This window comes from Corynebacterium tuberculostearicum (genome assembly GCF_022347235.1).
Classification (GTDB): Bacteria; Actinomycetota; Actinomycetes; order Mycobacteriales; family Mycobacteriaceae; genus Corynebacterium; species Corynebacterium tuberculostearicum_F.
This window is the reverse complement of the sequence record NZ_JAKRDX010000003.1, coordinates 124210-148131: the sequence shown is the minus strand read 5'-3', so window position 1 is coordinate 148131 and position 23922 is coordinate 124210. Positions and strand designations below refer to the sequence as shown.

Below are 23922 nucleotides of genomic sequence, written 5' to 3'. Positions count from 1 at the left end.
TGGGAGTGATTTAGCAGGTCATACCTAGGGATGAGACAGCAGTTCCTCCACCGAGACCACGCCATGGGTAAGGGCGTAGAGCACAGCATGCACGCGGTCGCGCGAGCCGGTTTTCGTCAAGATATGGCGTACGTGGGTCTTGACCGTGGCCATGGAGACGAACTCGCACTCGGAGATTTCGGTATTCGAATACCCCAGTGCCATTAGCTTGAGGACGTCTAGCTCGCGTGGCGTGAGATCTTCTGCCGGAGGGGCGGTAGCTGCTGCCGCAACGGGGGTGGCATGTGAATCGGGCTGTGACGCGGACTGCCCGCTGCGCAATTGCTGCAGCACCTGTGCGGTAATGCGCGGTGAAAGGACGGCCTCGCCAGAATGTACGGTGCGAATGGCGGCGAGGAGTTCCTCCGGTTCGACGTCTTTGAGCAGGAATCCAGAAGCCCCGGCGGAAATGGCGCCATGGACAAAGTTCTGGTCATCGAAGGTGGTAAGCATAATGACTTGGGTATCCGGGAATTCCGGCAGCAGCCTTTCGGTGGCGGCGATGCCATTGACGCGGGCCATCTGGACATCCATGAGCACGATATCGGCAGGCTGCGCGCGGGCGAGGTCGAGGACTTCATCGCCATCGGAGGCCTGCCAGGCAACCTCCAAATCCTCTTGGGAACCAAGGAGCATGGCGAACCCGGCGCGCACGAGGGGCTGATCATCTACCAAACCGATGCGGATGGGGCCGGCAGGCGCACCTGTTGGCTGCTCAGGGTTAGTCATTGGGTACCTCCACGGTGATAAAGAAGTGTCCGTCCTCAGTGCGGGTAGCAACGCTGCCGCCATAGGCCTTAACGCGCTCGCTCATTCCGATGAGCCCGTAACCGGGCTTGTGATTGTCCGGCGTGCGTGCGGCCGGGTTATCGGCGCTCAATACTAGGCCGTTTCCAGTAGAGCGGAAGCGCAGCACTCCCCTTTTATCGCGGGAATGCTTGAGCATATTGGTCAAAATTTCTTGCACCACGCGGTAGACGGTGAATTGGTAGAGCTCGTCGCTTTCGGTCGGCAGGTCCTCTAGCCCGTGCACGGTGATATCGAAGCCGCTGCGACGGGCTTCCGAGATGAGGCCGGCAATATCGCTCGCGCCAGGCGCCTTGGTATCGGCGCGGGAATCGCCATCTCGCAGCACAGAGAGCAATCCGCGCATTTGCTTGAGGGAATCGCGGGAGGTAGAGGCGATGGTCTCCAATGCTTCTGTGGCCGCTGCGGGATTTTTGGCAGCGGCGAACCGGGCGCCGTCGGCAAGTGCAATAACGCCCGCTAAGTTATGCGCCACGATGTCGTGCATCTCGCGGGCAATGCGGTTGCGCTCTACCGCACCAGCCATTTCCGCACGTTCAATCAGCAGCTGCTGGTCCTCGCGCTTTTTGCGGTCATTGGTGCCCAGCAAGAAGAAAAAGCCCATGACGGGCCACGCGATGATAACGACGGAGCCGAAAGCAGGCAGAGGGCCGATGCTGTTGGCATCTTCCAGACCAAAGTCGATGCCATCTATGAATCTCCGCCCATAAAGGTCCGCTGCAGTGGCCGCCAAGGTGCCTAAGGCAATCCACCCTATCCAGAACCGTTGTAAGCGCTTGGGTGAATGTGCGCCTATAAGAAATACGCAGTATGCCACTGGGAAGAAGTGAGCGTTACCCATGGCAGCCAGCGGGGTAAAGATACACACCGTTAGTATTACTGCGATGAAGCCAATGGCGTACTCCTTGAGCTTGGGGTGCAGCCATAATGCTAGTGGAATACCGACTGCATAAAGCACGAGGACCAACATTTGGAAAGGCGAGGATCCATCAATAACACCTTCTGCCACCCGCACCGAAGAAGTCCAGAAAAACAGCGGAATGAGAATTCTCCACGGTGGGCCTACCCACGCGCGAAGTGCATCGGGCCATAGCTTCTTCATGGCTTTCTAGGCTAGCGCAGGCTCTAAGCCTTAGTCCTCATCCCTGGGGCTGACTAGACTGGCGAGCATGCAGCACGAGTTCTTTGAGGTTGATGTTTTTGCCACGGGTGCCTTTAACGGCAATGCCTTGGCGGTGATCGCGGGCGCCGATGGCCTAAGTACCGAGCAAATGCAGGCAATCGCGAACTGGACCAACTTTTCTGAGACCACCTTCTTGCTCGAACCTCACGACTCCCGTGCGGATTACCGCGTTCGAATTTTCACTCCATACGAGGAGTTCGATTTTGCCGGCCACCCCACCTTGGGCAGCGCTGCCGCGTGGCGGGCGCTGGGCAATAGCCCGCAGACGGAGGGAACTATCGTCCAAGAATGCGGCGTGGGCTTGGTAACCGTCCGCCAAGAGGGCGAAGTCTTGTCCTTTGCTACCCCGCCGCTGCACCGCGAAGAACCGCTAAGCCCGGCGGAACTGAAGGAGGCCTGCGGTGGGCTCTGCCTAGATAGCGCGGATATTGTGGACCATGGCTGGGTGGACAATGGCCCGGGCTGGCGCCTGCTCCAATTACGCGATGCCGAGGCGGTGCGTGCGGTTAAGCCCCAGGGCGAGCGCCCCAAGGTCGGCGTTGTGGGCCTTAATCCCAACGCCGCAGAGGGCGAGCCGGCCTATGAGGTTCGGGCCTTTACCACGCAATTTGAAGACCCAGTCACCGGTTCTTTCAATGGCGGCGCCGCGCAGTTTATGCGCTCGCGTAACCTGGTGCCAACGCGTTATACCGCAACACAAGGCAGCCAGATTGGCCGGGCGGGCGAAGTATTTATCAACGATGACGGCACGGATATTTGGGTAGGCGGTCGCGCCCAGATTCGCGTGCGCGGAACACTGGAGGTTTAGATGCAGCTACACCACGATTTTGCCCAGAAGCTTCCCCACCTGGTTCGCCCCACCGAGGGTGAGGAGCAGCCGAACCCAGAGATGGTCATCCTAAACGAGGAACTGGCCAGGCAGTTGGGCTTTGACCCGGACTGGCTGCGCTCCTCCGAGGGCATGGATTTCCTTACCGGCCGCGCGGGCGGCCACGCCATGGCCTATTCCGGCTTCCAATTCGGTGCGTTTAACCCGCAGATGGGAGACGGCCGGGCCATGCTCTTGGGCGAGGTGGATAAGGACGGGCGGCTATGGGATCTCCATGCCAAGGGAACTGGACTTACTCCCTTTTCCCGCCTCGGGTCCGATGGCCGCGGAACGCTGTCTTCCATGCTGCGCGAATACCTAGTCTCTGAGGCTATGTATGCCTTGGGTGTTCCCACCACCCGGGCGCTGGCGGTTATCTCCACCGGACGGCCCATTCAGCGCGGGCACGTGCAACCCGCCAGCATTGTGGTACGCGTGGCAGCCAGCCATATCCGCGTCGGCACCTTTCACCTAGCCGCGCAGACGGATTACACCCGGCAGTTGGCCGACTATGCCATTGCGCGCCACTACCCTGGCGCGGACTACCAGGAATTTTTCACCCAGGTGATGGATGCGCAGATCCGCACCGTGTCCCGTTGGATGCGCTTGGGCTTTATCCACGGCGTGATGAATACGGATAACACCACCATCTCTGGCGAAACCATTGACTATGGCCCCTGCGCCTTCATGGAGGCCTATTCGCCCGCGACGGTCTTTTCCAGCATCGATAGGCAAGGCCGTTATGCCTTTGGCAATCAACCTTCCATCCTGGGCTGGAATCTAGCGCGCTTGGCGGAGTCCCTCCTGCCGCTTTTTGATATGGACATGAAAAAGGCCATGGACTTTGCCCAAGAATCCATCAACGGCTTTACCGACCGCTTTGAGGACCAGCACAGGGCAGATTTAGCAAAGGCTTTGGATACCTCTCGAGAAGTCGCTTCTTCTTATGCGGCTGCCATGCAGCTCAACGGCCCAGATATCACGCTGGCTCACCGCGCTCTTGCCGACGCCGCCGCGGGCCACCCCACCCACGCCCGCAAGCTCTTTGCCGAGGGAGACTTTTTGGACGACTACCTTGCGTCCTCTCCCGATCCTTCCCGTATTGACAGCGCCATGCCGCGGGTTATCCCGCGCAACCTCGCCGTGGAATCCGCGCTGGATGCTGCCGAACGCGGAGAGATGGGCCCCTTCCGAGAGCTCCTCCACGCGGTCACCCACCCGTGGGAGCCCAACCCAACGTTCGAATCGCCGGATCCTAACGGTCTCGAGGGCTACCTCACCTACTGCGGTACCTAATCCCTCCCCGCCTTCCCAAAGCGCACGAAGCCCCTGCACCGCAACGGCAGCGGTGCAGGGGCTTACGAGACAGAAGCTGGCTTTAGCGGTCCAGCTTCAGGGTCTTTTGGGTGTACTCCCACATCTCGTCGTACAGCTTTTGATCGCTGCGCAGCTTGATGCCATAAGACGGAACCATCTCGCGAATCTTGTCTGCCCAATCAATCATGTGCTCGCCGAAGCAACGCTCCAGCAGCTCCAGCATGACGGCCGGGGCAATGGATGCACCCGGGGAAGCGCCGAGCAGGCCGGCGATATTGCCCTCCTGGTTATTCACCAGGGTGGTGCCGAACTCGAGGGAACCGAACTGCGGAGCACCAGCAGGCTTAATCACCTGGACGCGCTGGCCAGCGATAACGGTCTCCCAGTCGCTTTCCTTTGCTTCCGGTACGTACTCGCGCAGGGCTTCCACGCGGTCCGAGAAGCTCTTGCGCACCTCATCGACCAGGTACTTGGTCAGGCCGAACTCCTGCACGGCAACACCAAGGTAAGAGGTGATGTTGTCTGGGCGGATGGACTTGAACAAGTCCAGGTAGGTGCCCTTCTTCAGGAACTTCGGGCTCCAACCACCGTAAGGTCCGAAGAGCAGGCCCTTCTCGCCGTCGATCACGCGGGTATCCAGGTGCGGCACGGACATTGGCGGGGCACCCACGGCAGCCTTGCCGTAGACCTTCGCCTGGTGCTGCTCAATAAGCTCAGGGTTCTTGGAGCGCAGCCACAGACCGGATACCGGGAAGCCTGCGTAACCGGCAACTTCCTTCACCTTTGCCTTGCGCAGCAGGTCCAGGGCGTAACCGCCGGCACCTACGAAGACGAACTTTGCCTTGACTACGGTGATGTCACCGGTGTGCTTGTTCTTGGAGTACACCTTCCACGCGGAGCCATCACGCTTGATGTCGATGACCTCATGTCCGTAGCGGATCTCGGTGCCGGAGGCCTTGGCCGCGGTCAGGAACTGCTTAGTCAGTGCACCAAAGTTGACGTCAGTACCAGCGTCGGTCCAAGAAATGGCCACCTTATTGGAGAAGTCACGGCCCTTCGCCATCAGCGGCAGCTTTTCAGCAAAATCGGAATCGTCTGCGGAGAACTGCATGCCCGGGAACATGTGCTTCTCGCTCAGCACATCATAGCGGCGCTTGAGGTAATCCACCTGGATTTCGCCCTGTGCGAAGGACACATGCGGAACCGGGTTAATGAATTCGCTCGGGTCGGTGAGAATACCGTTGTTGAGCTGGTGGGACCAGAACTGGCGAGACTTCTGGAACTTCTCGTTGATGCCCAGAGCCTTGGAGATATCAATGCGGCCATTCTTCTCCGGGGTGTAGTTCAGCTCGCACAGTGCGGAGTGGCCGGTACCGGCGTTATTCCACGGGGAGGAGGATTCCAATGCGGGGCCATCCAGGCGCTCAAAGACCATTTGGGTCCAGCTGGGCTCCAACTCGCGGAGCATAGCACCCAGGGTGGCGCTCATGATGCCAGCACCGATTAGTGCTACATCGACCTCGTCTACAACCTGTGCTGTCTTCTTAGCGGAGGACACTGTGTTATTACCTCTTCGAATTGAAAATAGATATCCATCGGCGCGGTCTACGCCTTGATTTTTAGCGCTTAGCGCCCCGCGCCACCATTGCTGCACTATGACAACCTGGCAGTGCGTCACGCATTAAGGCCTTACTCTACGCTTTTCTCATCCAATTTGGGATTTCTCCCCCAGACCAGTGGCGAAAATGTGGGAATTTCCGCCCCCACTATTTCCACCCCACCGGCAGCACCATAAATTCTTCATTGCACCTAGAATCGAAGCATGGTTACACACTCCCCGGTATGGGGCCCGGACAAACTTGGCCCTGACTATGAAGCTGCCACCATTGACTTGGGTACAGACCCCGATGGCGAGGGCGACGTGGTCACCACGCTGGTGCACTACGCGCCGGAGCACGCGGGTGGTACTGCACGTGAGTCAGCCGCCCCGTCTCGCCCGGCGCTGGTGTGGCTACACGGCATGACCGATTATTTCTTCCATACCCACGTAGCCGAGCACTTTGCCGCCGAAGGTTATGACTTTTATGCCATCGATCTCCGCAAGTGCGGCCGCTCGCGCCGCTCGGGCCAGTCGTGGCACTATGCTTCGGACCTGGCGCTGTACTTTACAGATCTCACCGCCGCACTTGATGCCATCCCCAATGAGGAGGTCATCTTCATCGCCCACTCCACCGGCGGCTTGATCACCCCGCTGTGGATGGATCATCTGCGCCGAACTGACCAAGAACGCCACCAGCGCTTGGCGGGCCTCATCCTTAATAGTCCATGGCTCGACATGATGGGCGTGCCCGGCCAGGTCCTCACTCCCCTCAAGCCGCTGCTCTACACATTGGGCCGCATCGCCCCCATGACTCCCCTGCCCGGTGGCAATCTCACTGCTTACGGCGAGTCCGTGCATAAGGATTTCTACGGCGAATGGGATTTTGATCTTCGCTTTAAGCCATTGGCCGGCCATAAGAAATATGTCGGCTGGATAGCCGCGGTATTCCATAGCTTTGACGCTATCCACAGCGGCCGCATTGATGCCGGCGTCCCCATCTTGACGCTGCAGTCCACTCGCACTCAATTGGGCCAGCCCTACTCCGACAGCGTGAACCACGCAGATGTCATCATCGACGTTGCACAAACGCGGCGCTGGGCAAAGGAACTTAGTGCCCACTACACCTTGCATCCCATCAAGGGGGCTAGGCACGATGTGTTCCTATCGCTTCCGGACCCGCTGCAAGAAGCTTTTGACGCCTGTGACAAGTGGCTGCCCACCGTCCTCGAAGCCCCACAATCCACTCAGTAATTTAGTCCCTATATATAAGGAATAAACGTGACTACTTCACACCAGTCCCACACGCCCGCTGCCGAGGAACATTTCGACCTCATCATCATCGGCACTGGCTCCGGAAACTCCATCCCTAGCCCGGATTTTGATGACCAGAAAATCGCCATCATTGAAAAGGGCACCTTTGGCGGCACCTGCCTCAACGTAGGCTGCATTCCCACCAAGATGTATGTCTACGCCGCCGATATTGCCCTAGCGGCGCGCGAGGCCGGCCGGCTCGGCCTTGATGCTCAGGTCACTAGCGTGGATTGGGATTCCATCGTGGACCGGGTCTTTACCAACCGCATCGACCAGATTGCCCAGGGCGGCGAACAGTACCGTCGCGGCGAAGAAACCCCGAACATTACCGTGTTTGATGAGCACGCCCGTTTCGTCGGCCCGAAGACCATTCAGACCGGCGAGCATGTCATCAGCGGCGACCAGATCGTCATTGCCGCCGGCTCCCGTCCGGTCATTCCGGAGGTCTATGCCAACTCGGGCGTGAAGTACTACACCAATGAAGACATCATGCGCATGGACCACCAGCCAGAAAGCCTCATTGTGGTAGGCGGTGGCTATATCGCCATGGAGTTTGCCCATGTCTTTGACGGCCTCGGCACCAAGGTGACCGTGGTCAATCGCTCCGAGACCTTGCTACGCCACCTGGATGATGACCTATCTAGCCGCTTCAACCAGATTGCTCGCGATCGCTTCGACGTGCGCATAGCCAATGGCACCAAGCTCGAGGAAACTGACACGGGCGTGCGGTTGGAGCTCGACAATGGTGAGTCCGTGGAAGCAGAAGCGATTCTGGTTGCTACTGGGCGCACCCCAAACGGCGATCAGATGGATCTGGACAAGGCGGGCATTGAACTGCTTGCCGACGCCCGCGTGAGCACCGACGAGTTCGGCCGCACCACCGCCGAGGGTGTTTGGGCGCTTGGCGATGTCTCTTCTCCATATATGCTCAAGCACGTAGCCAATGCGGAGACCCGCGCCGTGCAGCACAACCTGCTCCACCCCGAAGATCTCCGCCCACTGCCCCACGACAATGTCCCTGCCGCGATCTTTACCCACCCACAAATCGCCACAGTGGGCCTAACTGAGAAGCAGGCACGCCAGAAGGGCTTCGACGTCACCGTCAAGGTACAGAACTTTGGCGACGTTGCCTACGGCTGGGCTATGGAAGATCACACCGGCATCTGCAAGCTGGTAGCAGACCGCGCCACTGGGCAGCTTCTCGGCGCGCACCTGATGGGTCCACAGGCATCTACCTTGATCCAGCAATTGATTACCGCGATGGCCTACAAGTTGGACATGCGGGAGTTCACTCGCAACCAATATTGGATCCACCCTGCGCTGCCAGAAGTAGTGGAAAATGCCCTTTTGGGACTGGAGTGGAATAAGTGAACTGTTACGTGATCCTTCTCACACTCCTCCAGTCTCTTCCCAGGGTTTAGGACGTTTTCCCACTTCACGCCAAGGAAGCCCCATTCACAATTTCAGGAAATTCACCACCATAAAGGGGCCCAAATTAATTTAATCGCTGAAATTCCGGTCTTTGACGTGCAAAAGGACGGGAGTTTTACTAAATTCACTTGGGACACCGGCTCGAGCCGATACGAACACGGCTACCGCGTGTTTATGAATACCTCCTGTGTATTCAATAACACTTTGGTTTCCCAGTGCGGAAGCCTTGCAAGTACGACTTTTAAGGAATTTTGATATGCGTATCCGCAATGCAGCAATCGCTGGCGCAACCGCTCTCGCCGTTGCCTTCGGCGGCACCACCGTCGCTTCCGCTGCCGACACCGTCAACCAGAACGGCAACAACGTCACCGTAGAGCAGGCTAACCCTTCCAAGACTGGTAAAGGCCAGGCCGAAGACCAGACTCCAGAGGACTACACCCCTTCCCTGTCCTCCAAGCTTGGCCACAAGCTCGAGGGCGACAAGGCAGCTAACGGCGTTGCCATCTTTGGTTCTTCCAAGGACTTCTCCGGCCAGCCAGCATGGGCAAAGGTCTTCTACGGTGCAACCGTTGTAGCAGGCGTTGGTGCCCTGCTCGGCGGCATCATCGGCCCTGTTTACAACTTCTTCGTACACGGCCCGTCCTTCTAAGCAACAGCCACACGGCTCAATCAAAACTTCCGAAAGGTAATTTTCACAATGCGTAACTTCCGCACCGCAGCCGTTGCTGCTGCTACCGCTGTCACCGTAGCTTTCGGCGGCGTTGCCGTCGCTTCTGCAGAGTCCTCCACCGCCAACGAGAGCACCGGTTCCTCCCTGTCCTCCAGCTCCTTCACCCAGAAGGGCAAGGAGTGGGGCGCATGGACTCCGGGCGAGGACGGCAAGCCGGTAGTAACTGCAGACAACCAGGTCACCGGCGAGGACATGTTCGGCAAGGAAACCTCCGAAACCATCCCGGAGTGGGCTTCCAACTGGAAGAAGGGTGCTACCGCACTGGGCATCACCTCCGTTATCGGCGCAATCATCGGCGCTTACAACTACGCTGTTTACAACGGCATCATCCCGCAGCACATCCTGGACCCAATCTTCCGCCGCTAATTGTTAGCCGCAGATTGGCTCTAGATAGCTAGGGCTTGCACGGGCCTCGTTCTTGTAACGAGGCCCTTTTTGCTATATATAGTCGCTCCGATACGGCCGACTGCTCCGTGGGAAGTCGGCAAGAATACAAAGGCCGCCTCCACTCCCCTTCTCTGGAAATGGAGGCGGCCTTCAGTTTGTTCTGAGACTAAGTACTAGTCCTCATCTGGAATGGTAAGGATTTCATTGCCGTCTTCGGTGATGACGAGGGTGTGCTCAAACTGGGCAGTGAACTTGCCGTCGGTGTTTTGGACGGTCCAGTCATCATCCCAGATCTCGTAATCCAAGGAGCCGAGGTTAATCATCGGCTCAACGGTTAGGGTCATGCCAGGCTCAAGGATGTCGCGGTACACGGTCGAGTCATGGTGTAGGACCACAAGACCGTTGTGGAAGGTTGGTCCGACGCCGTGGCCGGTGAAATCGCGCACGACGTTGTAGCCGAAGCGCTTGGCATAAGACTCAATAACGCGGCCAATGACGTTAATCTCACGGCCGGGCTTTGCGGCCTTGATGCCGCGCATGGTGGCCTCCTTGGTGCGCTCTACCAGCAGGCGGTGTTCCTCGGAGACATTACCGGCGAGGAAGGTGGCGTTATTGTCGCCGTGGACGCCGTTCTTATAAGCGGTGATATCGATATTGACGATGTCGCCATCCTCAATCACGGTGGTATCCGGGATGCCGTGGCAGACAATCTCGTTGAGGGACACGCAGCTGGACTTGGGGAAGCCGCGGTAGCCCAGCGTGGACGGGTAAGCGCCGTGGTCGCACATGTACTCGTGCGCCACGCGGTCCACGTAATCAGTGGTTACGCCCGGCTGCACGGCCTTTCCGGCCTCCTTGAGGGCGTTGGCTGCGATCTTGCAGGCCTCACGCATCTTCTCAATGACCTCTGGGGACTGGACGTAGGGCTCGCCTACGGCCTCCTGCACCTCGTCTTTCCACACGTACTCGGGGCGCTCGATGCTCTCCGGCACGGTGAGGATCGGAGTGGGCTTGCCTGGCTTTAGCTTTCCTCGATTACTCATGGTTTCCCATGGTAGTCCTCTGCGCCCATAATGCAGCAGCCGGGGTCACGAGGGCAGGCGGGGTTTCTACCCTTCGGCCGGCGGAGCCGCACCCTCGTGCGGTCCGGACCGGTAGTCATCGACCTTCTGCAAGAAGTTGCTAGTGATATTGACCGAGACATCGGAGCCGCCGCCCAAAACCACGAGGGTGGCAAAGGCGATATCGTCTTCTTCCCGGTAACCGGTAAACCAGGCGTGCGAGCCCTCGTTAATCTCGGCCTCACCGGTCTTGCCGTAAATCGTGCCGCCCGCCGCCATGCTGCGTGCGGTACCGCTAGTAACCACTTGGCGCATCATGGCGCGGACGTTATCTAGCACAGGCTTCGAAATCTGCTGCGGCTTATCGGAGGCTTTGGTTTCGTGGCCTTCGATAAGCGTGGGCGTAGGCGTCTTGCCATTGGCAACCGTTGCGGAGACAAGCGCCATGCCGAAAGGGCTAGCCAAGTCGTAACCCTGTCCATAGCCAGCTTCAGTGCGCTCGAGTGGTTCTTTGCCCTCCGGAATGGAACCGGTAATGGTAGTAAGGCCTGGGATTTCGTATTCCACGCCGAAGCCAAACTTTTTGCCCATATCCTTCAACTCACCAGGCTTAAGCTTGGTGGAGATATCCGCGAAGGTAGTGTTGCACGATTGTGCAAAGGCTTGGCTGAGCGGAACGCTACCTAGGGCGAAGGCATTGTAGTTGGTCACCACGCGGCCAAAGATATCCATGGTGCCAGGGCACGGAACGATGGTATCGGTATTAAGCCCTTGCTTTTCTACGCCGGCCGCCGCGGTGAGAATCTTGAACACCGAGCCCGGAGGGTACTGACCTTGGAGGGCTACGTCGCCCTCTTCATCGGCCTTCTCGGTTTGGGCGACGGCCAAGATATCGCCATTGGAGGGCCGAATGGCTACGAGCATGGCCTGGGAATCGGCACGCTCATTGACCGCCTCCTGCGCGGCCCGCTGCACGTCGTAGTCCAGACCTACCTTGATCGACGGCGCCGCATCAGGGTCGTGCTTTTCCACATCAGAGAGCGCCGCACCATTTTCATTGACCACAGAAATGGACCAGCCGGTTTGGCCATCGACTTCATCTTGGACCGCGGAACGCACGCGCGACATCAGATCGGGTGCCAGGCCACGGTCGCGGGTGACCAGAGCCGGTTCTTCATTGAGGCGCACGCCGTCCATGCCTTCCACCTTGGGGCGCACGGCCTTGGCTTGATCCTCCGTAAACATGGTGACGGAAAAGGAGCCGTCTGCCTCCTCCAATTTCTTGGCCAGATCCTTGGCATCCATCTCCGCAATGGAGTCATCCTGGCGGTGGGCGGCAGCCAGTGCGCCGCTGATCTTGGAAGCGGTGGGCCGCACATCATCCAGCGAGCTGGTATCTACCACCAGCCGGTAATTCAACCCCGGGCTCATCAATTCCACCCCGTTGGAAGAAACCACGCTGGCGCGCTCTGCTTCCAGTGCGCGCAGTTCCAGGTGCTGATTTGCTCCCAGGTCGGGGTGGATAAGGCTCGGCTTCCACCGCACCGTCCACTCATCCTCAGTCTTAGTCAGCGTCATCTGCGTGTCATAGCTCAAGGTGCGGTCCTTGGGCAGGTCCCAGGTGACCTTGTAGTTCGCCGTGGCGAGGTTCTCATCCTGGTCCACGCCTTCAAGCTCCATGTCGAGCCCCTCGGCTTGCAGGCCGGAGTAGGTGGCATCGAGAGCGGAGGTGGCGTCCGAGGGGGCGTCGGTAAGCGCGGCTAAACCGTCATTATTCCGGGACTCCATCCCCCGGAGGAATTCCTCCGCCACCGGTTCCGCTGAAACCGGCTTCGGCGTACAGGCAACCACGCTGGTGGAGGCGAGCGTGATAGTTGCAACCAGCGCGACCAACTTCTTCATGTCTTGGCACTCTAGCAGCGCAAGCGCCAAAAAAGACTGCCCCACACCGAAGTGCGGGGAAGTCTGCTCAAAGTGGGTGAATTACTGGGTTACGCGAACCTCAGCCTTGGCGCCTTCCACGGCTTCCATACCCTGCTCATCGGCAATGCGCATGGCCTCTTCAATGAGGGTTTCCACGATCTTGTCTTCCGGCACGGTGCGAACGACCTCGCCCTTAACAAAGATCTGCCCCTTGCCATTGCCGGAAGCAACGCCGAGGTCGGCATCGCGGGCCTCGCCTGGGCCGTTGACAACGCAACCCATCACGGCAACGCGCAGCGGGAACTCCATGCCGTCCAAGCCGGCGGTAACTTCCTCCGCCAGCTTATAAACGTCCACCTGGGCGCGGCCGCAGGACGGGCAGGAGACGATCTCCAGCTTGCGCGGGCGCAGGTTGAGCGACTGCAGAATCTGGTCGCCCACCTTGATTTCCTCTACCGGCGGAGCGGACAGGGACACGCGAATGGTATCGCCAATGCCCTCTGCCAGCAGTGCACCGAAGGCAACCGAAGACTTGATGGTGCCCATGAACTTCGGACCAGCTTCGGTCACGCCGAGGTGCAGCGGGTAATCAGTCTTTTCCGCCAGCTGGCGGTAGGCCTCCACCATCAAAACCGGATCGGAGTGCTTAACGGAAATAGCGATATCGCCATAACCGTGCTCCTCAAAGAGGCCAGCCTCCCAAATCGCGGACTCTACTAGCGCCTCCGGGGTGGCCTTGCCGTATTTTTCCAGCAGGCGCTTGTCCAAGGATCCACCATTCACGCCGATACGGATGGGAATGCCGGCATCGCCTGCAGCCTTAGCAACTTCCTTCACGCGGCCATCAAACTCGCGGATATTGCCCGGGTTCACGCGGACGGCGGCACAGCCGGCATCGATGGCCTGGAAGATGTACTTCGGCTGGAAGTGGATATCCGCAATCACCGGGATCGGAGACTTCTTGGCAATGGCCGGAAGTGCCTCCGCGTCGATGGGCTTAGGGCAAGCCACGCGCACGATATCGCAGCCGGAAGCGGTCAGCTGCGCGATCTGCTGCAGCGTGCCGTTAATGTCGTGCGTCTTGGTATTGGTCATCGACTGCACCGAGATGGGCGAGTCAGAGCCGACGCCGACCGGGCCCACCTGCAGCTGACGAGTCTTGCGCCGCGGGTGCAGGACTGGTGGTGGGCCGTCTGGGATTCCTAGACCGATGGGGGTCGACATGAATTCTCCTTGTTGAAGCACAGTAAATACATACGGTGGGTGATTAACGCCCCCACTCTAGCACTGCTTGCTTTATGCCTGAAGTGCACGCAGCGGGAGCTGCGGCGGCTAACCAAATAGCCGTATGGGGTTGACCACATCGGCAACGATGACGATGACACCAACGCCCATTAGCAGCGCGGCTACCACGTAGGTCACCGGCATCAACTTGGTGTAATCGGCCGGCCCCAGAGCTGGCTTGCCCGCCAGTGTGCGGATGCCATCGCGCAGCTTTTCATAAATGATGACGGCGATATGTCCGCCGTCGAAAGGCGGCAGCGGAATCAGGTTAAAGAGCGCGAGGAAGAAGTTCAGCGTGGCCAGCATCATAAAGAACATCGACCACAGGGAGCGCTCTGCCAATTCGCCGCCCACGCGGGAAGCGCCGACGACGGACATTGGGCCATCGGCCTCGCGTTCGTGGCCGAAGATGGAGGCCACCACACCCGGAATTTTGCCCGGGAATTGCTTCAGCCCGTCGATCGTTGCGCTCAGTGAGTAGGTGCTAAAGCGCCAGGTTGCCGGTAGGGCGTCGACGGCGCCGTGCTTTTCGACGACATCGATTAGCTGATTGCTCAGCCCGATTGAGCCAGCATCCACTAGCTCGCCGTCGTGGTTCAATCGCTTGACCGTATCGAGGTGGACTGTGAAGTCCCTTTCTTCCCCACCGCGCTCAACCGTCAGCGTGATGGTCTCGCCGGGGCGCTGCATTACCTCATCGCGCAGCTGGGTAAAAGAATCCAGCTTCTTGCCATCGAGGGCCACAATAATATCGCCCTCCTGCACGCCGGCCTTTCCAGCGGGGCCTTCACCTGTACACTTTTCCAGTTCTTGGTTCGGCTTTTGATTGGCCGAGCAGGTCACCTCGCCCACGCGCGGGCGCACGTCAGCATCCGGGTTGGGCAGGCCGGCCGTCATCGCCACAAAGTAAAGGATGACAAAGCCCAAGATCAGGTTGACGCCGATGCCGCCGGCCATCACGATTATGCGCTGCCACCACGGCTTTTTATACATGGCATGGGGCTCTTCTTCCTCGGTGAGGAATTCATCCTGGGCCGTCATGCCAGCGATATCGCAAAACCCGCCTACCGGGAAGGCCGCAAGCCCATATTCCGTGTGGCCCTTCCGGAAGGAAAATAGGCGCGGCCCAAAGCCAATAAAATAACGCCGCACGCGCATGCCAAAGGCGCGCGCGGTGAGCATATGGCCTGCTTCGTGCAGCGCTACGGTAAGCCCGATGCCGAGGGCGAAAAACACAATGCCCAGCAAGTTTGCCATGGTGTGAAAGCTTTCTAGTCAGCCAGCGAGTCAATCAGCGCATTCGCGCGCCTGCGCGCCTCGCCTTCTACCGCGAGGATTTCATCGAGGCTAGAGACTACACCAGCAAACTCGGATGCGGAATCAAGGATCGTGCCCACGACGTCCACGATCTCCGGGAAATGGATGCGCCCGGACAAAAACGCGGCCGCTGCCTCCTCATTGGCGGCATTATAAATGACCCCTGTTCCCTCGGCCGCGGCTCGGCGGGCGAGGTTGACGGCGGGAAAGGCGGCATCGTCAAGCGGCTCAAAACGCCAGTCATGCGCCTGCGCAAAATCCAAGGCCGGCTGGGCACCTGGAACGCGGTGCGGCCAATTCAGCGCTAGCGAAATGGGTAGCTTCATCGACGGCGGCGAGACCTGGGCAATAGTGCAGCCGTCCTTGAAGGTGGCCATGGAGTGAATAATGGACTGCGGGTGCACAGTGACGTCGATGCGCTCAGGTGCGATGTCAAAGAGCAGGGTGGCCTCAATCAGCTCTAGGCCCTTGTTGATGAGGGTGGCAGAGTTGAGGGTATTCATCTGCCCCATGGACCAGGTAGGGTGCTGCGCTGCCTGCTCAGGGGTCACGTCCCACATCTCTTCGCGCGACCAACCGCGGAAGGGGCCACCAGAGGCGGTAAGTACGAGCTTATCCAGCTCCCCTTCCTCGCCGGCACGCAGGCACTGCGCCATGGCGGAATGTTCCGAGTCCACAGGGATAATCTGGCCAGGGCGCGCCTTTTGCGTAACCAGCGTGCCGCCCGCGACGAGGGATTCCTTATTGGCCAAGGCTAGGTACTCGCCCATCTCCAAGGTGGCCAAGGTGGCCTTGAGCCCCAAAGAACCCACCAAGGCATTGAGTACCGTATCGGCCGGGGTCGAGCGCACTAGGTGCTCTGCAGCGTCGGCGCCACTCAAAACCGAACCGCCTAAAGCGGCCGACACCTCGGCCGCGGCACCCTCGTTGGCCACGGCAACGTGGTCAAACGAAAGGTTGAGGCTACGGGCTTGTTCGATGATGAGCTGCGGGTTGGAGCCGCCCGCGGCGATTCCCACGACGTCGAATTTATCGGGATTATCCGCAATGACTTCCAGAGCCTGCGTGCCGATTGAACCGGTGGAACCAAGAATGAGTATTCGCTGAGTAGTCACGCCTCCACCCTAGCGCCCACCACCATCGCGCGGACGCAGCAGGTACGCAGCACTGCGACGGGGGTGTTTAATCGCCATCTCAGGTGCGATGTTTTAGAATGTGTAGCAGACAAATGGCATTGGTGTGCCCGCACGCCCATCGCGCAGACGGACACACGCAGAAGCGAAGGAGAGCAAGTGTCTTCCCACAAGCCGGTACCGCAGGTATTTGACGGTGTTTCTACTGAGGACGTTCCATCCGCAGGATTCGGTTGGTCCCGCATCAGCCGCTCTGGCGTACAGATCGCCGGTTGGATCTCCGTCCTGTTCCTGCTTGCCTACAACTTTGGTAACCACAAGGGCCACGTTGAGACCATCTGGCTCATTGCCTTGGCTATCTTGCTCGCCGTTGGCCTGCTCATCCACGCTTTCCAGCCTAAGCTGCACCAGGTCCGCACCGTGACCGCCAACAACCAGCCAGTAGGCCACCAGGAGCCGGACTGGGTCTACGACCAGAAAACCAACACCGGCGTATACGCCGAGCTGACCGATTCCCAGCTGCGCGCGCTCAACATTGAGCCTTCCCGCGTTTCTCACCTGCGCGTTGAGCCAGGCACCAACAACGCCACCCCGGTTTCCTCCGGCAAGTACACGCTCTAAGCTTTTAGTACGCTTTAGCTACCGCCGCCCTTCCCCGCGAAGGTCGGCGGTTTCTTTATGCCTCCGCTTGGCGACGCCCCTCCTCCTCACCAACACATCCTGTCGTTTAGGCCCCACTCCCAGCCCCCACGGCCTCAACCGCGACCCCGAGAGGGCCGCAATGCGGCCACTGTCGCGGGGGCCGGAGGATTAAGACACCCAGTGCCCCACCTTGGCGTAAATCTCAGGCAGGGAGTTGTCCACGCGTTTTCCGCTTACCCGGAGGGCAACGATATAACACGCAACTGGAACCGCGATGACGAGGATAAACCCCAGCGCAACCAGTACCATATTCGAGCCGTAGCCGATGGCCATTGGAATGACGCCAGGGATAATCGGCGTCCAGCCAATAAACAAATTCAAAATGGCGCTTAAGAAGGCACCGGCCGAGTAGCCGGATTTATCTGCCCACATACTGCCACCGGGCCGCGCGGTGGCAAAGGGATTAAAGGTGGATAGCAGCAATGACAATCCCGCAGAAGAAATGAAAATTCCCAGTGCGACCACCATCAAGCACCCGGTGAGCGCTTTGTCGGCGCTCACCGCGAAAAGCACCGCCGCCGAGAGGACGAAAGTTATGGCTGTGGGCGCCAAGTGCGCCCAGTGCCGCGCGTAGAGAAACGTGCGCGGACGAACTGGTGCGGCCATCTTTACCCACAGGCTTGGACCGTCATAGCCAAAATCATTTGTGGCTACAATTCCGCCGAAGAGTCCCAGAAATAGCACTCCTATAGAAGGCATGACGGAATCAGTAGTAAAGCCCTGAATGATAAAGACGATTGCCAAAATCGGCTGCATGATGATGGTTCCGATAAGGCGGGAGTCACGGAAGATGTAGCGCAGCGAGCGGGTAAATTCCATCGCAGCTGGTCCGCGATAGGAAAAGGAGCCCAAGGAAAAGCGGTTAATTCCTTTCGCCTTTTCGCGGCGTTGGTGCGCCGGAGACAAGAGTGTGCGGCGCTCGAATTGCAAGCGCAGCAACCGGTGCCACGCCCACACGGCTGCACCCAGCGACGCCGCGGCGATGAGAAACTGCAAGAAGGCTACTACTGGTTCGCCTTGGGCGAGCGCGAGCGCCCAGCCCACCGGTGCGCCAACGGGCGTCCACGCCAGACCCTCGCCCACAGATCCCAATGGGAAGTCAGAGCCAGCAAGGGATGCAAGCCGATTAGAACCAAAGATGAGCAAGAACACCGCCAGCGCACCCAAAACTTTGAGGGTGGTCGAGCTTAGCTCCGCGACAGTAACCCCGACATAGACCGCGAGGTCCACTAAAACCAGCGTCAGTACTAGGGCAAAGAGCATGCTCAGGCAGAAGGGCACGATGAACAATGCCTTGCCATTGGCCGCCAAAATCACGCTTCCCGCCACCGCATAGGCAATGGAGAGCAAGACAGATACTGGAGCGCGCAGATTGAGTACTGAGGCAATAGCTAGTGCCGGTGTGATGTCTTTTAACCGCACCGGCAACGCGGAAAGCTCACGGGCAGAAAGCTGATTCTCTCCGCTGGGCATGATGAGGGTGATAACAATAAAGGCCAGCGTGCCTACAGCAGGGGCCACGGTAAGGGCTTGCATGTTCCCAGTTCCGATGGAGATATCTGCCGCAGCAAGAGCGCCCAGCGACGCAAGGCCGATGAGACCGTAGAGCAAGAGGCAGATGGGAATCATGACCGCCGCGGCATTCGCCTTGAGATTGCGCGCCCACAGTGTGCGGTGCAGCTTGAGGAGCGTCGAAGTCATTGCGTCTACGCCTCCCCTTCCCCACGCTGCGGCTCGCCGCCTTCACGACGCAGCCAGTCGAAAGAGCCCGCATCAAAATCACTCCCACCGGCAAAGTGGATGAAGGCATCCGTCAGGCTGCCGCCTTGGCGCACCTCCTCCACATGGCCAGCAGATAGCACCTGTCCTCCCGCGATAATGGCTACATGATCACACAAGCCCTCCACCAATTGCATGACGTGTGAAGACAGGATTACGGTGCCACCGCGGGCGGCATAGGCGCGCAAGAGCTCCTGAATAAGCTGGCCGGAGACTGGGTCCACCGCTTCCAAAGGTTCGTCGAGGATCACTACCTCTGGGTTATGCAGGAGCGCACCTGCCAAAAGGATCTTCTTAGTCATGCCAGCGGAATAGTCCGCGATGGGTTTATCGGCGGCGTCGGCAAGCTGCAAGGCGTCCAGCAGCTGTGCGCTGCGACGCTCCACCTCGGCCTGGTTCATGCTGCGCAAAGCGCCGAGATAAAACAGGTACTCCGGGCCAGACAAGCGGTCAAAGACGGGAGCACCATCAATGAGCAGGCCCATCGCCGCCTTGGCCGCAATCGGTTCCTGCCACGTATTGTGCCCAGCGATGAACGCTTCACCGCTATCTGGGCGCAGCAGGCCACACGCCATGGTCAACATGGTGGTCTTGCCAGCACCGTTAGGGCCGACGATGCCATAAATAGAGCCCCGCGGGATGTCGAGGCTCAAATTCGACACCGCGGGGCGTCCAGCGAAAGATTTATTCAGACCGCGCACGGCAAAGGCCTGCGCGGTGGGGTCATCTGCAAGCGGCGGATAATTCGGAATAATCATATCCGCCAATGTTATCAGTTAGGCAGACTTATCTTCCCGTTCATCCGCTGCGAGCTGACCACACGCTGCCGCAATCTCATCGCCCTTGGTATCGCGCACCGTGCAAGGAACGCCTTGGGCCTGTACGCGGCGCACGAACTCGTCTTGGCGGTCCTGCGGGGCTGCATCCCACTCCGAGCCCGGCGTGGGGTTCAGCGGAATGACATTGACGTGAACCTTGGAGCCCAGCTTCTGATGCAGCTTGCGGCCCAGCATATCCGCGCGGAAATCCTGGTCATTTTTATCACGAATCAGGGCATACTCAATGGACACGCGGCGAGCAGACTTATCCGCGTAATAACGCGCAGCATCGAGCACCTCATCGACGGACCAGCGGTTATTGACCGGCACGAGGCCATCGCGCAGCTCGTCATCCGGAGTGTGCAAGGAAACGGCGAGCGTGCAGGCCAAATCCTCGTCCGCCAGCTTACGGATTGCCGGAGCCAAGCCCACCGTAGACACGGTCACGTTGCGCTGGGAAAGACCAAAGCCGGCACCATCCTGGCCGGTAATCTGACGCACGGCCTGCACCACGCGCTTGTAGTTGGCCAGTGGCTCACCCATGCCCATGAAGACCACGTTGGACAGGCGACCGCCTTCTGCCGCCATTGCGGCTGCAGCGTGGCGGAATTGCTCAACGATCTCGCCTGTAGACAGGTTGCGGTCTAGACCACCCTGGCCGGTAGCACAGAACGGGCAGGCCATACCGCAGCCGGCCTGGGAAGAAATACACAACGTAGCGCGTCCTGGGTAGCGCATCAGAACCGACTCCAGCAGCGTGCCATCATGCAAACGCCACAGGGACTTGGTGGTCTCGCCGTCATCCGTGGAAGTAGTCCGGATAGGCTGCATGAGCTCAGGGAAGAAGGCTTCCTTTACCGCTTCGCGCTTGCCGGCGGGGATATCGGTCATATCCTCCACATTGTCGGTATAGTGCTCGTAATAGTGCTTAGCCAGCTGCTTTGCACGGAATTTAGGCAGGCCAATTTCTGCGAGCCTATCAATGCGCTCGCTTTCGGTCAGGTCCGCGAAGTGCTTAGGGGGAAGTCCGCGGCGCGGGGCGGAGAAGTTAAGTTTCACTGGTTGAGCCATAGTGTTGCCCATCTTTCCACGGTCTGCGTGGGTTTTTCCAATTGAAAGCCGTGCCAAGTGGCATAATTGACAGGTTTAAAGAAATAATGGATGCATGACAAATCCGAATTACCCCGCAGATGACTTTTCTTCTTCCGACGCAGACCTCTCCTCGACGGAGATGAACACTTCTGCACCGGAGACCGGTTCTGACCTAGAGCCGACGGTCTCTGACTCTACTTCTCACTCCACCCAGCCTTCTGGCAAGGCCAAGGGATCTTTCGCAGCCAGCACGTGGATCGCGCTCATCGTAGGTTTCCTGCTGCTGATTGTTCTCATTGTTTTCATCATGCAAAACCAGCACGAGGTTCCCATGAACTTCCTGGGCTGGTCCGGTGAGTTCCCTGCCGGAATTGCTTTCCTCATCTTCGCCATTGGCGGAGCACTCATCATGGCGCTGGTGGGTGGCTGGCGCATGTTCGAGTTGCGCCGCCAGCTGCGCAAGCAAGCTCAGCAGGTATAAATCTCAAAAAGCCGCCGCTCCCCTTTTCCCGCCTTCTTAGGAAGGACTATTGGGGAGAGGCGGCTTTTGCGTACCCGCTGCTTCTATGGCGTAAACGTTGCCAGGAAGCTAATGGCCACCCAGGTAACCATGGCGGAAGGCAGCATGCCATCCAGGCGGTCCATCAGTCCACCATGGCCTGGCAGCAGGTCCGACATATCCTTGATTCCCAGCTCACGCTTAAACTGTGATTCCACCAAGTCGCCCAAGGTGGCGCAAATGACGAGGCCAAGGCCCATCAGGCCGCCCACCCAGGCATCGTGATGGAGCAGGAACTTCACGGTAAGCGCGCCGGTGACCACGCCGAAGACGATGGACCCGGCAAAGCCCTCCCACGATTTCTTGGGGCTTACTGCGGGGGCCATGGGATGCGAGCCAAACATCACGCCAGCGATATAGCCACCAGTATCGGATGCCACCACGCACAACATGAAAACGACGATGGAAGCGGCACCACTGGCAAACGGGGTCGACACCAGCGATAGCATTGCTGCGAAGGTAGCAAATAGCGGAATCCACGTCAGCACAAAAATGCCGACGGACATATCGCGCAGGTAGTTAATTGGTGGGCGATGGCGACCGTTATGGAAGAGGCGACCAAACATAAGCGCCAGCACAGCGGTGACATAGACCGCAACAAGGCCGGGCGCGCCCAGTGGCCACGAGACCCACACCATGGCCTGGCCCAAAATAATGAGCAGCGTGCGCGGAATATAATAGGAATGCTCTCGCAGGCGGCTGAGTACCTCCCACATGGCAACGCCAACTGCAAGGGCCACGACCGCGTACCACGCGAGTGGGCCGGCCCATACGGCGAGCACGACAAGTGCGCCAAGGCCTACGCCAACGCCGATAGCGGCCGGCAAATCGCGGCCTGCACCATTCTTCGGCTGTGGCAATCGGCGGTTTATGGCATCACTCACCGTGACCGGCTCCTTTCGCTGCATCTTTTCGCGCCCCTCGCTAACTTTCGCTGCTCGACCTCCCCTACTCCAAACTTCGGATCTGTAGGCCGCGGAACAGAAAAAGCGCCGCCGGCCGGGGACGGGCACGGCGGCAATGATGGGAGGTCTTAGACCTCCATCAGCTCGTTTTCCTTATTTTCTACCAGCTTGTCCACCTGCTCGATGTAGCCGGAAGTAATCTTTTCCATTTCCTTTTCCGCAGCGATGACCTCATCCTCGCCGGCGTCGCCGTCCTTCTGCAGCTTCTTCAACTGCTCCATGGCCTTGCGGCGAATATTACGGATAGCAATCTTGCCGTCCTCGCCCTTGCTCTTGGCCAGCTTCACCATTTCCTTACGACGCTCCTCCGTCAGCTGCGGAACGGTCACGCGCAGAACCTGACCATCGTTGGTGGGATTCACGCCCAAATCCGAGTTGCGGATGGAGTTTTCAATCTCATGAATCATGGACTGCTCATAAGGCTTGATGAGCAGCATGCGCGGCTCCGGTACGGAAATGGTAGCCATCTGGGTAATCGGGGTAGGTACACCGTAGTATTCGGCTACCAAGCCGTTGAACATGGTGGGGTTCGCGCGGCCGGTACGAATGGTCACCAGCTGCTCGCGGGTGTGCTCGACGGAAGCGGTCATGTGCTCTTCTGCTTCGAGCTGAATCTCATCGATCATGAGGTTAAATCATCCTTAAACGAATAGGGGTGGCTGTATAAAAAGGTAGCAGGTTCGCAGCCCTTACAGTATTAGGACTGCACCAGCGTGCCGATAACTTCGCCGCCTGCGGCACGGGCGATATTGCCCTCCTCCAGCAGGTTAAAGACCAAAATCGGCATATCATTGTCCATGCACAGGCTAAAGGCCGTGGCATCTGCAACCTTGAGGCCCTTTTCAATGACCTCACGCGGAGTGATTTCGGAGTACAGTTCCGCATCCGGGTTGGTGCGTGGGTCATCGGAGTAGACGCCATCGACTGCCTTGGCCAAGAAAAGAACCTCGGCACCAATTTCCAGGGCACGCTGCGCGGCAGTGGTATCCGTGGAGAAGTACGGCATGCCCATGCCGGCGCCAAAGATAACCACACGACCCTTTTCCAGGTGGCGGTCAGCGCGCAGCGGCAGATACGGCTCGGCAATCTGCGCCATGTTGATGGAGGTCTGCACGCGGCAGTCCACGCCCTGCTGCTTGAGGAAGTCCTGCAATGCGAGAGAATTCATTACCGTGCCCAGCATGCCCATGTAGTCCGAACGAGCACGATCCATGCCGCGCTGGGAAAGCTCCGCGCCGCGGAAGAAGTTTCCGCCGCCGATAACCACTGCAATTTCGATTCCCTGGCGGGAGACCTCGGCGATTTGGCGGGCTACGTTTTCAACCACGTCTGGGTCGATACCGACCTTGCCGCCGCCGAACATCTCACCGCCCAGCTTCAGCATTACTCGCTTGTATCCAGTTCGCTTAATATCTGCAGCAGTCACGCCTACTTCGTCTCCTTAACGCGGGGCAGTTTCAATCTCCGCCCTATCTTACCCATATATCTTTCGCTTCCTCACACCGCCCGCCGGTGCAGGCCAGTAGGCAATTGCGAGGTGCCAGTCCCGCTCCTGCGAATAGACAATCCGCACAAGTCGGCACGGTGAGCGCACAACAAAGCCCACGAAGGATAAT

The 23922-nt window shown here is 58.9% G+C and carries 22 protein-coding genes; 8 read left to right on the top strand and 14 right to left on the bottom strand.

The features are described 5' to 3' along the window. Positions 1 to 24: 24 nt before the first annotated feature. On the bottom strand, positions 25 to 768 hold the full coding sequence (locus MHK09_RS02825) for a response regulator (protein ID WP_250412612.1): 744 nt from the start codon (positions 766 to 768) through the stop codon (positions 25 to 27). After that, positions 761 to 1948 (bottom strand): sensor histidine kinase, encoded by a 1188-nt coding sequence (locus MHK09_RS02820; RefSeq protein WP_250412611.1) that lies wholly within the window; start codon positions 1946 to 1948, stop codon positions 761 to 763. The genes MHK09_RS02825 and MHK09_RS02820 overlap by 8 nt, the downstream gene beginning before the upstream one ends. A 67-nt stretch (positions 1949 to 2015) precedes the next feature. Here MHK09_RS02820 and MHK09_RS02815 point away from each other — a divergent pair, with 67 nt between their 5' ends. Next, positions 2016 to 2837: a PhzF family phenazine biosynthesis protein gene (locus MHK09_RS02815; RefSeq protein ID WP_150850542.1), complete on the top strand. Its 822-nt coding sequence runs from the start codon at positions 2016 to 2018 to the stop codon at positions 2835 to 2837. Further along, positions 2838 to 4193 carry a protein adenylyltransferase SelO gene (locus tag MHK09_RS02810; protein WP_250412610.1) on the top strand — a complete coding sequence of 452 codons (1356 nt, stop codon included), beginning with the start codon at positions 2838 to 2840 and terminating at the stop codon, positions 4191 to 4193. Positions 4194 to 4275: 82 nt separating this feature from the next. Here the strand turns inward: MHK09_RS02810 and mqo are convergent, their stop codons facing one another. Then, on the bottom strand, positions 4276 to 5772 hold the full coding sequence (gene mqo, locus MHK09_RS02805; protein WP_250412609.1) for a malate dehydrogenase (quinone): 1497 nt from the start codon (positions 5770 to 5772) through the stop codon (positions 4276 to 4278). Positions 5773 to 6036: 264 nt separating this feature from the next. Here mqo and MHK09_RS02800 point away from each other — a divergent pair, with 264 nt between their 5' ends. The 4 genes from MHK09_RS02800 to MHK09_RS02785 all read left to right on the top strand — a co-directional run bounded on the left by MHK09_RS02800 (position 6037) and on the right by MHK09_RS02785 (position 9652). Then, positions 6037 to 7065, top strand: coding sequence for an alpha/beta hydrolase (locus MHK09_RS02800; RefSeq protein WP_250412608.1), 1029 nt, complete (start codon positions 6037 to 6039; stop codon positions 7063 to 7065). Positions 7066 to 7092: 27 nt separating this feature from the next. After that, complete coding sequence (gene mtr / locus MHK09_RS02795; protein ID WP_250412607.1) at positions 7093 to 8496, top strand: mycothione reductase; 1404 nt, start codon at positions 7093 to 7095, stop codon at positions 8494 to 8496. A 316-nt stretch (positions 8497 to 8812) separates the two neighbouring features. After that, positions 8813 to 9205 carry a hypothetical protein gene (locus MHK09_RS02790; protein WP_005328705.1) on the top strand — a complete coding sequence of 131 codons (393 nt, stop codon included), beginning with the start codon at positions 8813 to 8815 and terminating at the stop codon, positions 9203 to 9205. A gap of 48 nt (positions 9206 to 9253) precedes the next feature. Beyond that, a complete protein-coding gene (locus MHK09_RS02785; RefSeq protein WP_005328707.1) occupies positions 9254 to 9652 on the top strand; it encodes a hypothetical protein in 399 nt (132 codons plus the stop codon). A gap of 194 nt (positions 9653 to 9846) precedes the next feature. On the opposite strand, the gene map is transcribed toward MHK09_RS02785, so the two are convergent. The 5 genes from map to dxr all read right to left on the bottom strand — a co-directional run bounded on the left by map (position 9847) and on the right by dxr (position 16373). Next, positions 9847 to 10716, bottom strand: coding sequence for a type I methionyl aminopeptidase (gene map, locus MHK09_RS02780; RefSeq protein ID WP_005325202.1), 870 nt, complete (start codon positions 10714 to 10716; stop codon positions 9847 to 9849). A gap of 66 nt (positions 10717 to 10782) precedes the next feature. Then, positions 10783 to 12636, bottom strand: a complete 1854-nt coding sequence (locus MHK09_RS02775) for a penicillin-binding transpeptidase domain-containing protein (protein ID WP_250412606.1) — start codon at positions 12634 to 12636, stop codon at positions 10783 to 10785. A gap of 81 nt (positions 12637 to 12717) precedes the next feature. Next, positions 12718 to 13881 (bottom strand): flavodoxin-dependent (E)-4-hydroxy-3-methylbut-2-enyl-diphosphate synthase, encoded by a 1164-nt coding sequence (gene ispG / locus MHK09_RS02770; RefSeq protein WP_005328713.1) that lies wholly within the window; start codon positions 13879 to 13881, stop codon positions 12718 to 12720. A gap of 108 nt (positions 13882 to 13989) precedes the next feature. Next, on the bottom strand, positions 13990 to 15198 hold the full coding sequence (locus MHK09_RS02765; protein ID WP_250412605.1) for a M50 family metallopeptidase: 1209 nt from the start codon (positions 15196 to 15198) through the stop codon (positions 13990 to 13992). A 14-nt stretch (positions 15199 to 15212) separates the two neighbouring features. Further along, positions 15213 to 16373 (bottom strand): 1-deoxy-D-xylulose-5-phosphate reductoisomerase, encoded by a 1161-nt coding sequence (gene dxr / locus MHK09_RS02760; RefSeq protein ID WP_250412604.1) that lies wholly within the window; start codon positions 16371 to 16373, stop codon positions 15213 to 15215. Between the two features lie 177 nt (positions 16374 to 16550). Between dxr and MHK09_RS02755 the strand changes: the two genes are divergently transcribed. Next, positions 16551 to 17012, top strand: coding sequence for a DUF2631 domain-containing protein (locus tag MHK09_RS02755; protein ID WP_250412603.1), 462 nt, complete (start codon positions 16551 to 16553; stop codon positions 17010 to 17012). A gap of 189 nt (positions 17013 to 17201) precedes the next feature. Here the strand turns inward: MHK09_RS02755 and MHK09_RS02750 are convergent, their stop codons facing one another. Genes MHK09_RS02750 through rlmN form a run of 3 tightly spaced genes read right to left on the bottom strand, consistent with a single transcriptional unit; the run spans position 17202 to position 20761 of the window. After that, on the bottom strand, positions 17202 to 18794 hold the full coding sequence (locus MHK09_RS02750) for a hypothetical protein (RefSeq protein ID WP_250412602.1): 1593 nt from the start codon (positions 18792 to 18794) through the stop codon (positions 17202 to 17204). A gap of 5 nt (positions 18795 to 18799) precedes the next feature. After that, a complete protein-coding gene (locus tag MHK09_RS02745) occupies positions 18800 to 19630 on the bottom strand; it encodes an ABC transporter ATP-binding protein (RefSeq protein WP_250412601.1) in 831 nt (276 codons plus the stop codon). Between the two features lie 18 nt (positions 19631 to 19648). Next, positions 19649 to 20761 carry a dual-specificity RNA methyltransferase RlmN gene (gene rlmN, locus MHK09_RS02740; protein WP_484793930.1) on the bottom strand — a complete coding sequence of 371 codons (1113 nt, stop codon included), beginning with the start codon at positions 20759 to 20761 and terminating at the stop codon, positions 19649 to 19651. Between the two features lie 94 nt (positions 20762 to 20855). Here rlmN and MHK09_RS02735 point away from each other — a divergent pair, with 94 nt between their 5' ends. Beyond that, positions 20856 to 21263 (top strand): LapA family protein, encoded by a 408-nt coding sequence (locus MHK09_RS02735; RefSeq protein ID WP_179386649.1) that lies wholly within the window; start codon positions 20856 to 20858, stop codon positions 21261 to 21263. An 83-nt stretch (positions 21264 to 21346) separates the two neighbouring features. On the opposite strand, the gene MHK09_RS02730 is transcribed toward MHK09_RS02735, so the two are convergent. The 3 genes from MHK09_RS02730 to pyrH all read right to left on the bottom strand — a co-directional run bounded on the left by MHK09_RS02730 (position 21347) and on the right by pyrH (position 23690). Beyond that, positions 21347 to 22249 carry a phosphatidate cytidylyltransferase gene (locus tag MHK09_RS02730; protein WP_200435496.1) on the bottom strand — a complete coding sequence of 301 codons (903 nt, stop codon included), beginning with the start codon at positions 22247 to 22249 and terminating at the stop codon, positions 21347 to 21349. Positions 22250 to 22374: 125 nt separating this feature from the next. Beyond that, complete coding sequence (frr, locus tag MHK09_RS02725; RefSeq protein WP_005325221.1) at positions 22375 to 22932, bottom strand: ribosome recycling factor; 558 nt, start codon at positions 22930 to 22932, stop codon at positions 22375 to 22377. A 71-nt stretch (positions 22933 to 23003) separates the two neighbouring features. Beyond that, a complete protein-coding gene (pyrH, locus tag MHK09_RS02720; RefSeq protein ID WP_023027755.1) occupies positions 23004 to 23690 on the bottom strand; it encodes a UMP kinase in 687 nt (228 codons plus the stop codon). Positions 23691 to 23922 lie beyond the last annotated feature (232 nt).

Coding starts and splice junctions, on each gene's coding strand:
- MHK09_RS02825 (WP_250412612.1), bottom strand. CDS start 768: ATGACTAACCCTGAGCAGCCAACAGGTGCGCCTGCCGGCCCCATCCGC.
- MHK09_RS02820 (WP_250412611.1), bottom strand. CDS start 1,948: ATGAAGAAGCTATGGCCCGATGCACTTCGCGCGTGGGTAGGCCCACCG.
- MHK09_RS02815 (WP_150850542.1), top strand. CDS start 2,016: ATGCAGCACGAGTTCTTTGAGGTTGATGTTTTTGCCACGGGTGCCTTT.
- MHK09_RS02810 (WP_250412610.1), top strand. CDS start 2,838: ATGCAGCTACACCACGATTTTGCCCAGAAGCTTCCCCACCTGGTTCGC.
- MHK09_RS02800 (WP_250412608.1), top strand. CDS start 6,037: ATGGTTACACACTCCCCGGTATGGGGCCCGGACAAACTTGGCCCTGAC.
- MHK09_RS02790 (WP_005328705.1), top strand. CDS start 8,813: ATGCGTATCCGCAATGCAGCAATCGCTGGCGCAACCGCTCTCGCCGTT.
- MHK09_RS02785 (WP_005328707.1), top strand. CDS start 9,254: ATGCGTAACTTCCGCACCGCAGCCGTTGCTGCTGCTACCGCTGTCACC.
- map (WP_005325202.1), bottom strand. CDS start 10,716: ATGAGTAATCGAGGAAAGCTAAAGCCAGGCAAGCCCACTCCGATCCTC.
- MHK09_RS02775 (WP_250412606.1), bottom strand. CDS start 12,636: ATGAAGAAGTTGGTCGCGCTGGTTGCAACTATCACGCTCGCCTCCACC.
- ispG (WP_005328713.1), bottom strand. CDS start 13,881: ATGTCGACCCCCATCGGTCTAGGAATCCCAGACGGCCCACCACCAGTC.
- MHK09_RS02765 (WP_250412605.1), bottom strand. CDS start 15,198: ATGGCAAACTTGCTGGGCATTGTGTTTTTCGCCCTCGGCATCGGGCTT.
- MHK09_RS02750 (WP_250412602.1), bottom strand. CDS start 18,794: ATGACTTCGACGCTCCTCAAGCTGCACCGCACACTGTGGGCGCGCAAT.
- MHK09_RS02745 (WP_250412601.1), bottom strand. CDS start 19,630: ATGATTATTCCGAATTATCCGCCGCTTGCAGATGACCCCACCGCGCAG.
- rlmN (WP_484793930.1), bottom strand. CDS start 20,761: ATGGCTCAACCAGTGAAACTTAACTTCTCCGCCCCGCGCCGCGGACTT.
- MHK09_RS02735 (WP_179386649.1), top strand. CDS start 20,856: ATGACAAATCCGAATTACCCCGCAGATGACTTTTCTTCTTCCGACGCA.
- MHK09_RS02730 (WP_200435496.1), bottom strand. CDS start 22,249: ATGCAGCGAAAGGAGCCGGTCACGGTGAGTGATGCCATAAACCGCCGA.
- frr (WP_005325221.1), bottom strand. CDS start 22,932: ATGATCGATGAGATTCAGCTCGAAGCAGAAGAGCACATGACCGCTTCC.
- pyrH (WP_023027755.1), bottom strand. CDS start 23,690: ATGCTGAAGCTGGGCGGTGAGATGTTCGGCGGCGGCAAGGTCGGTATC.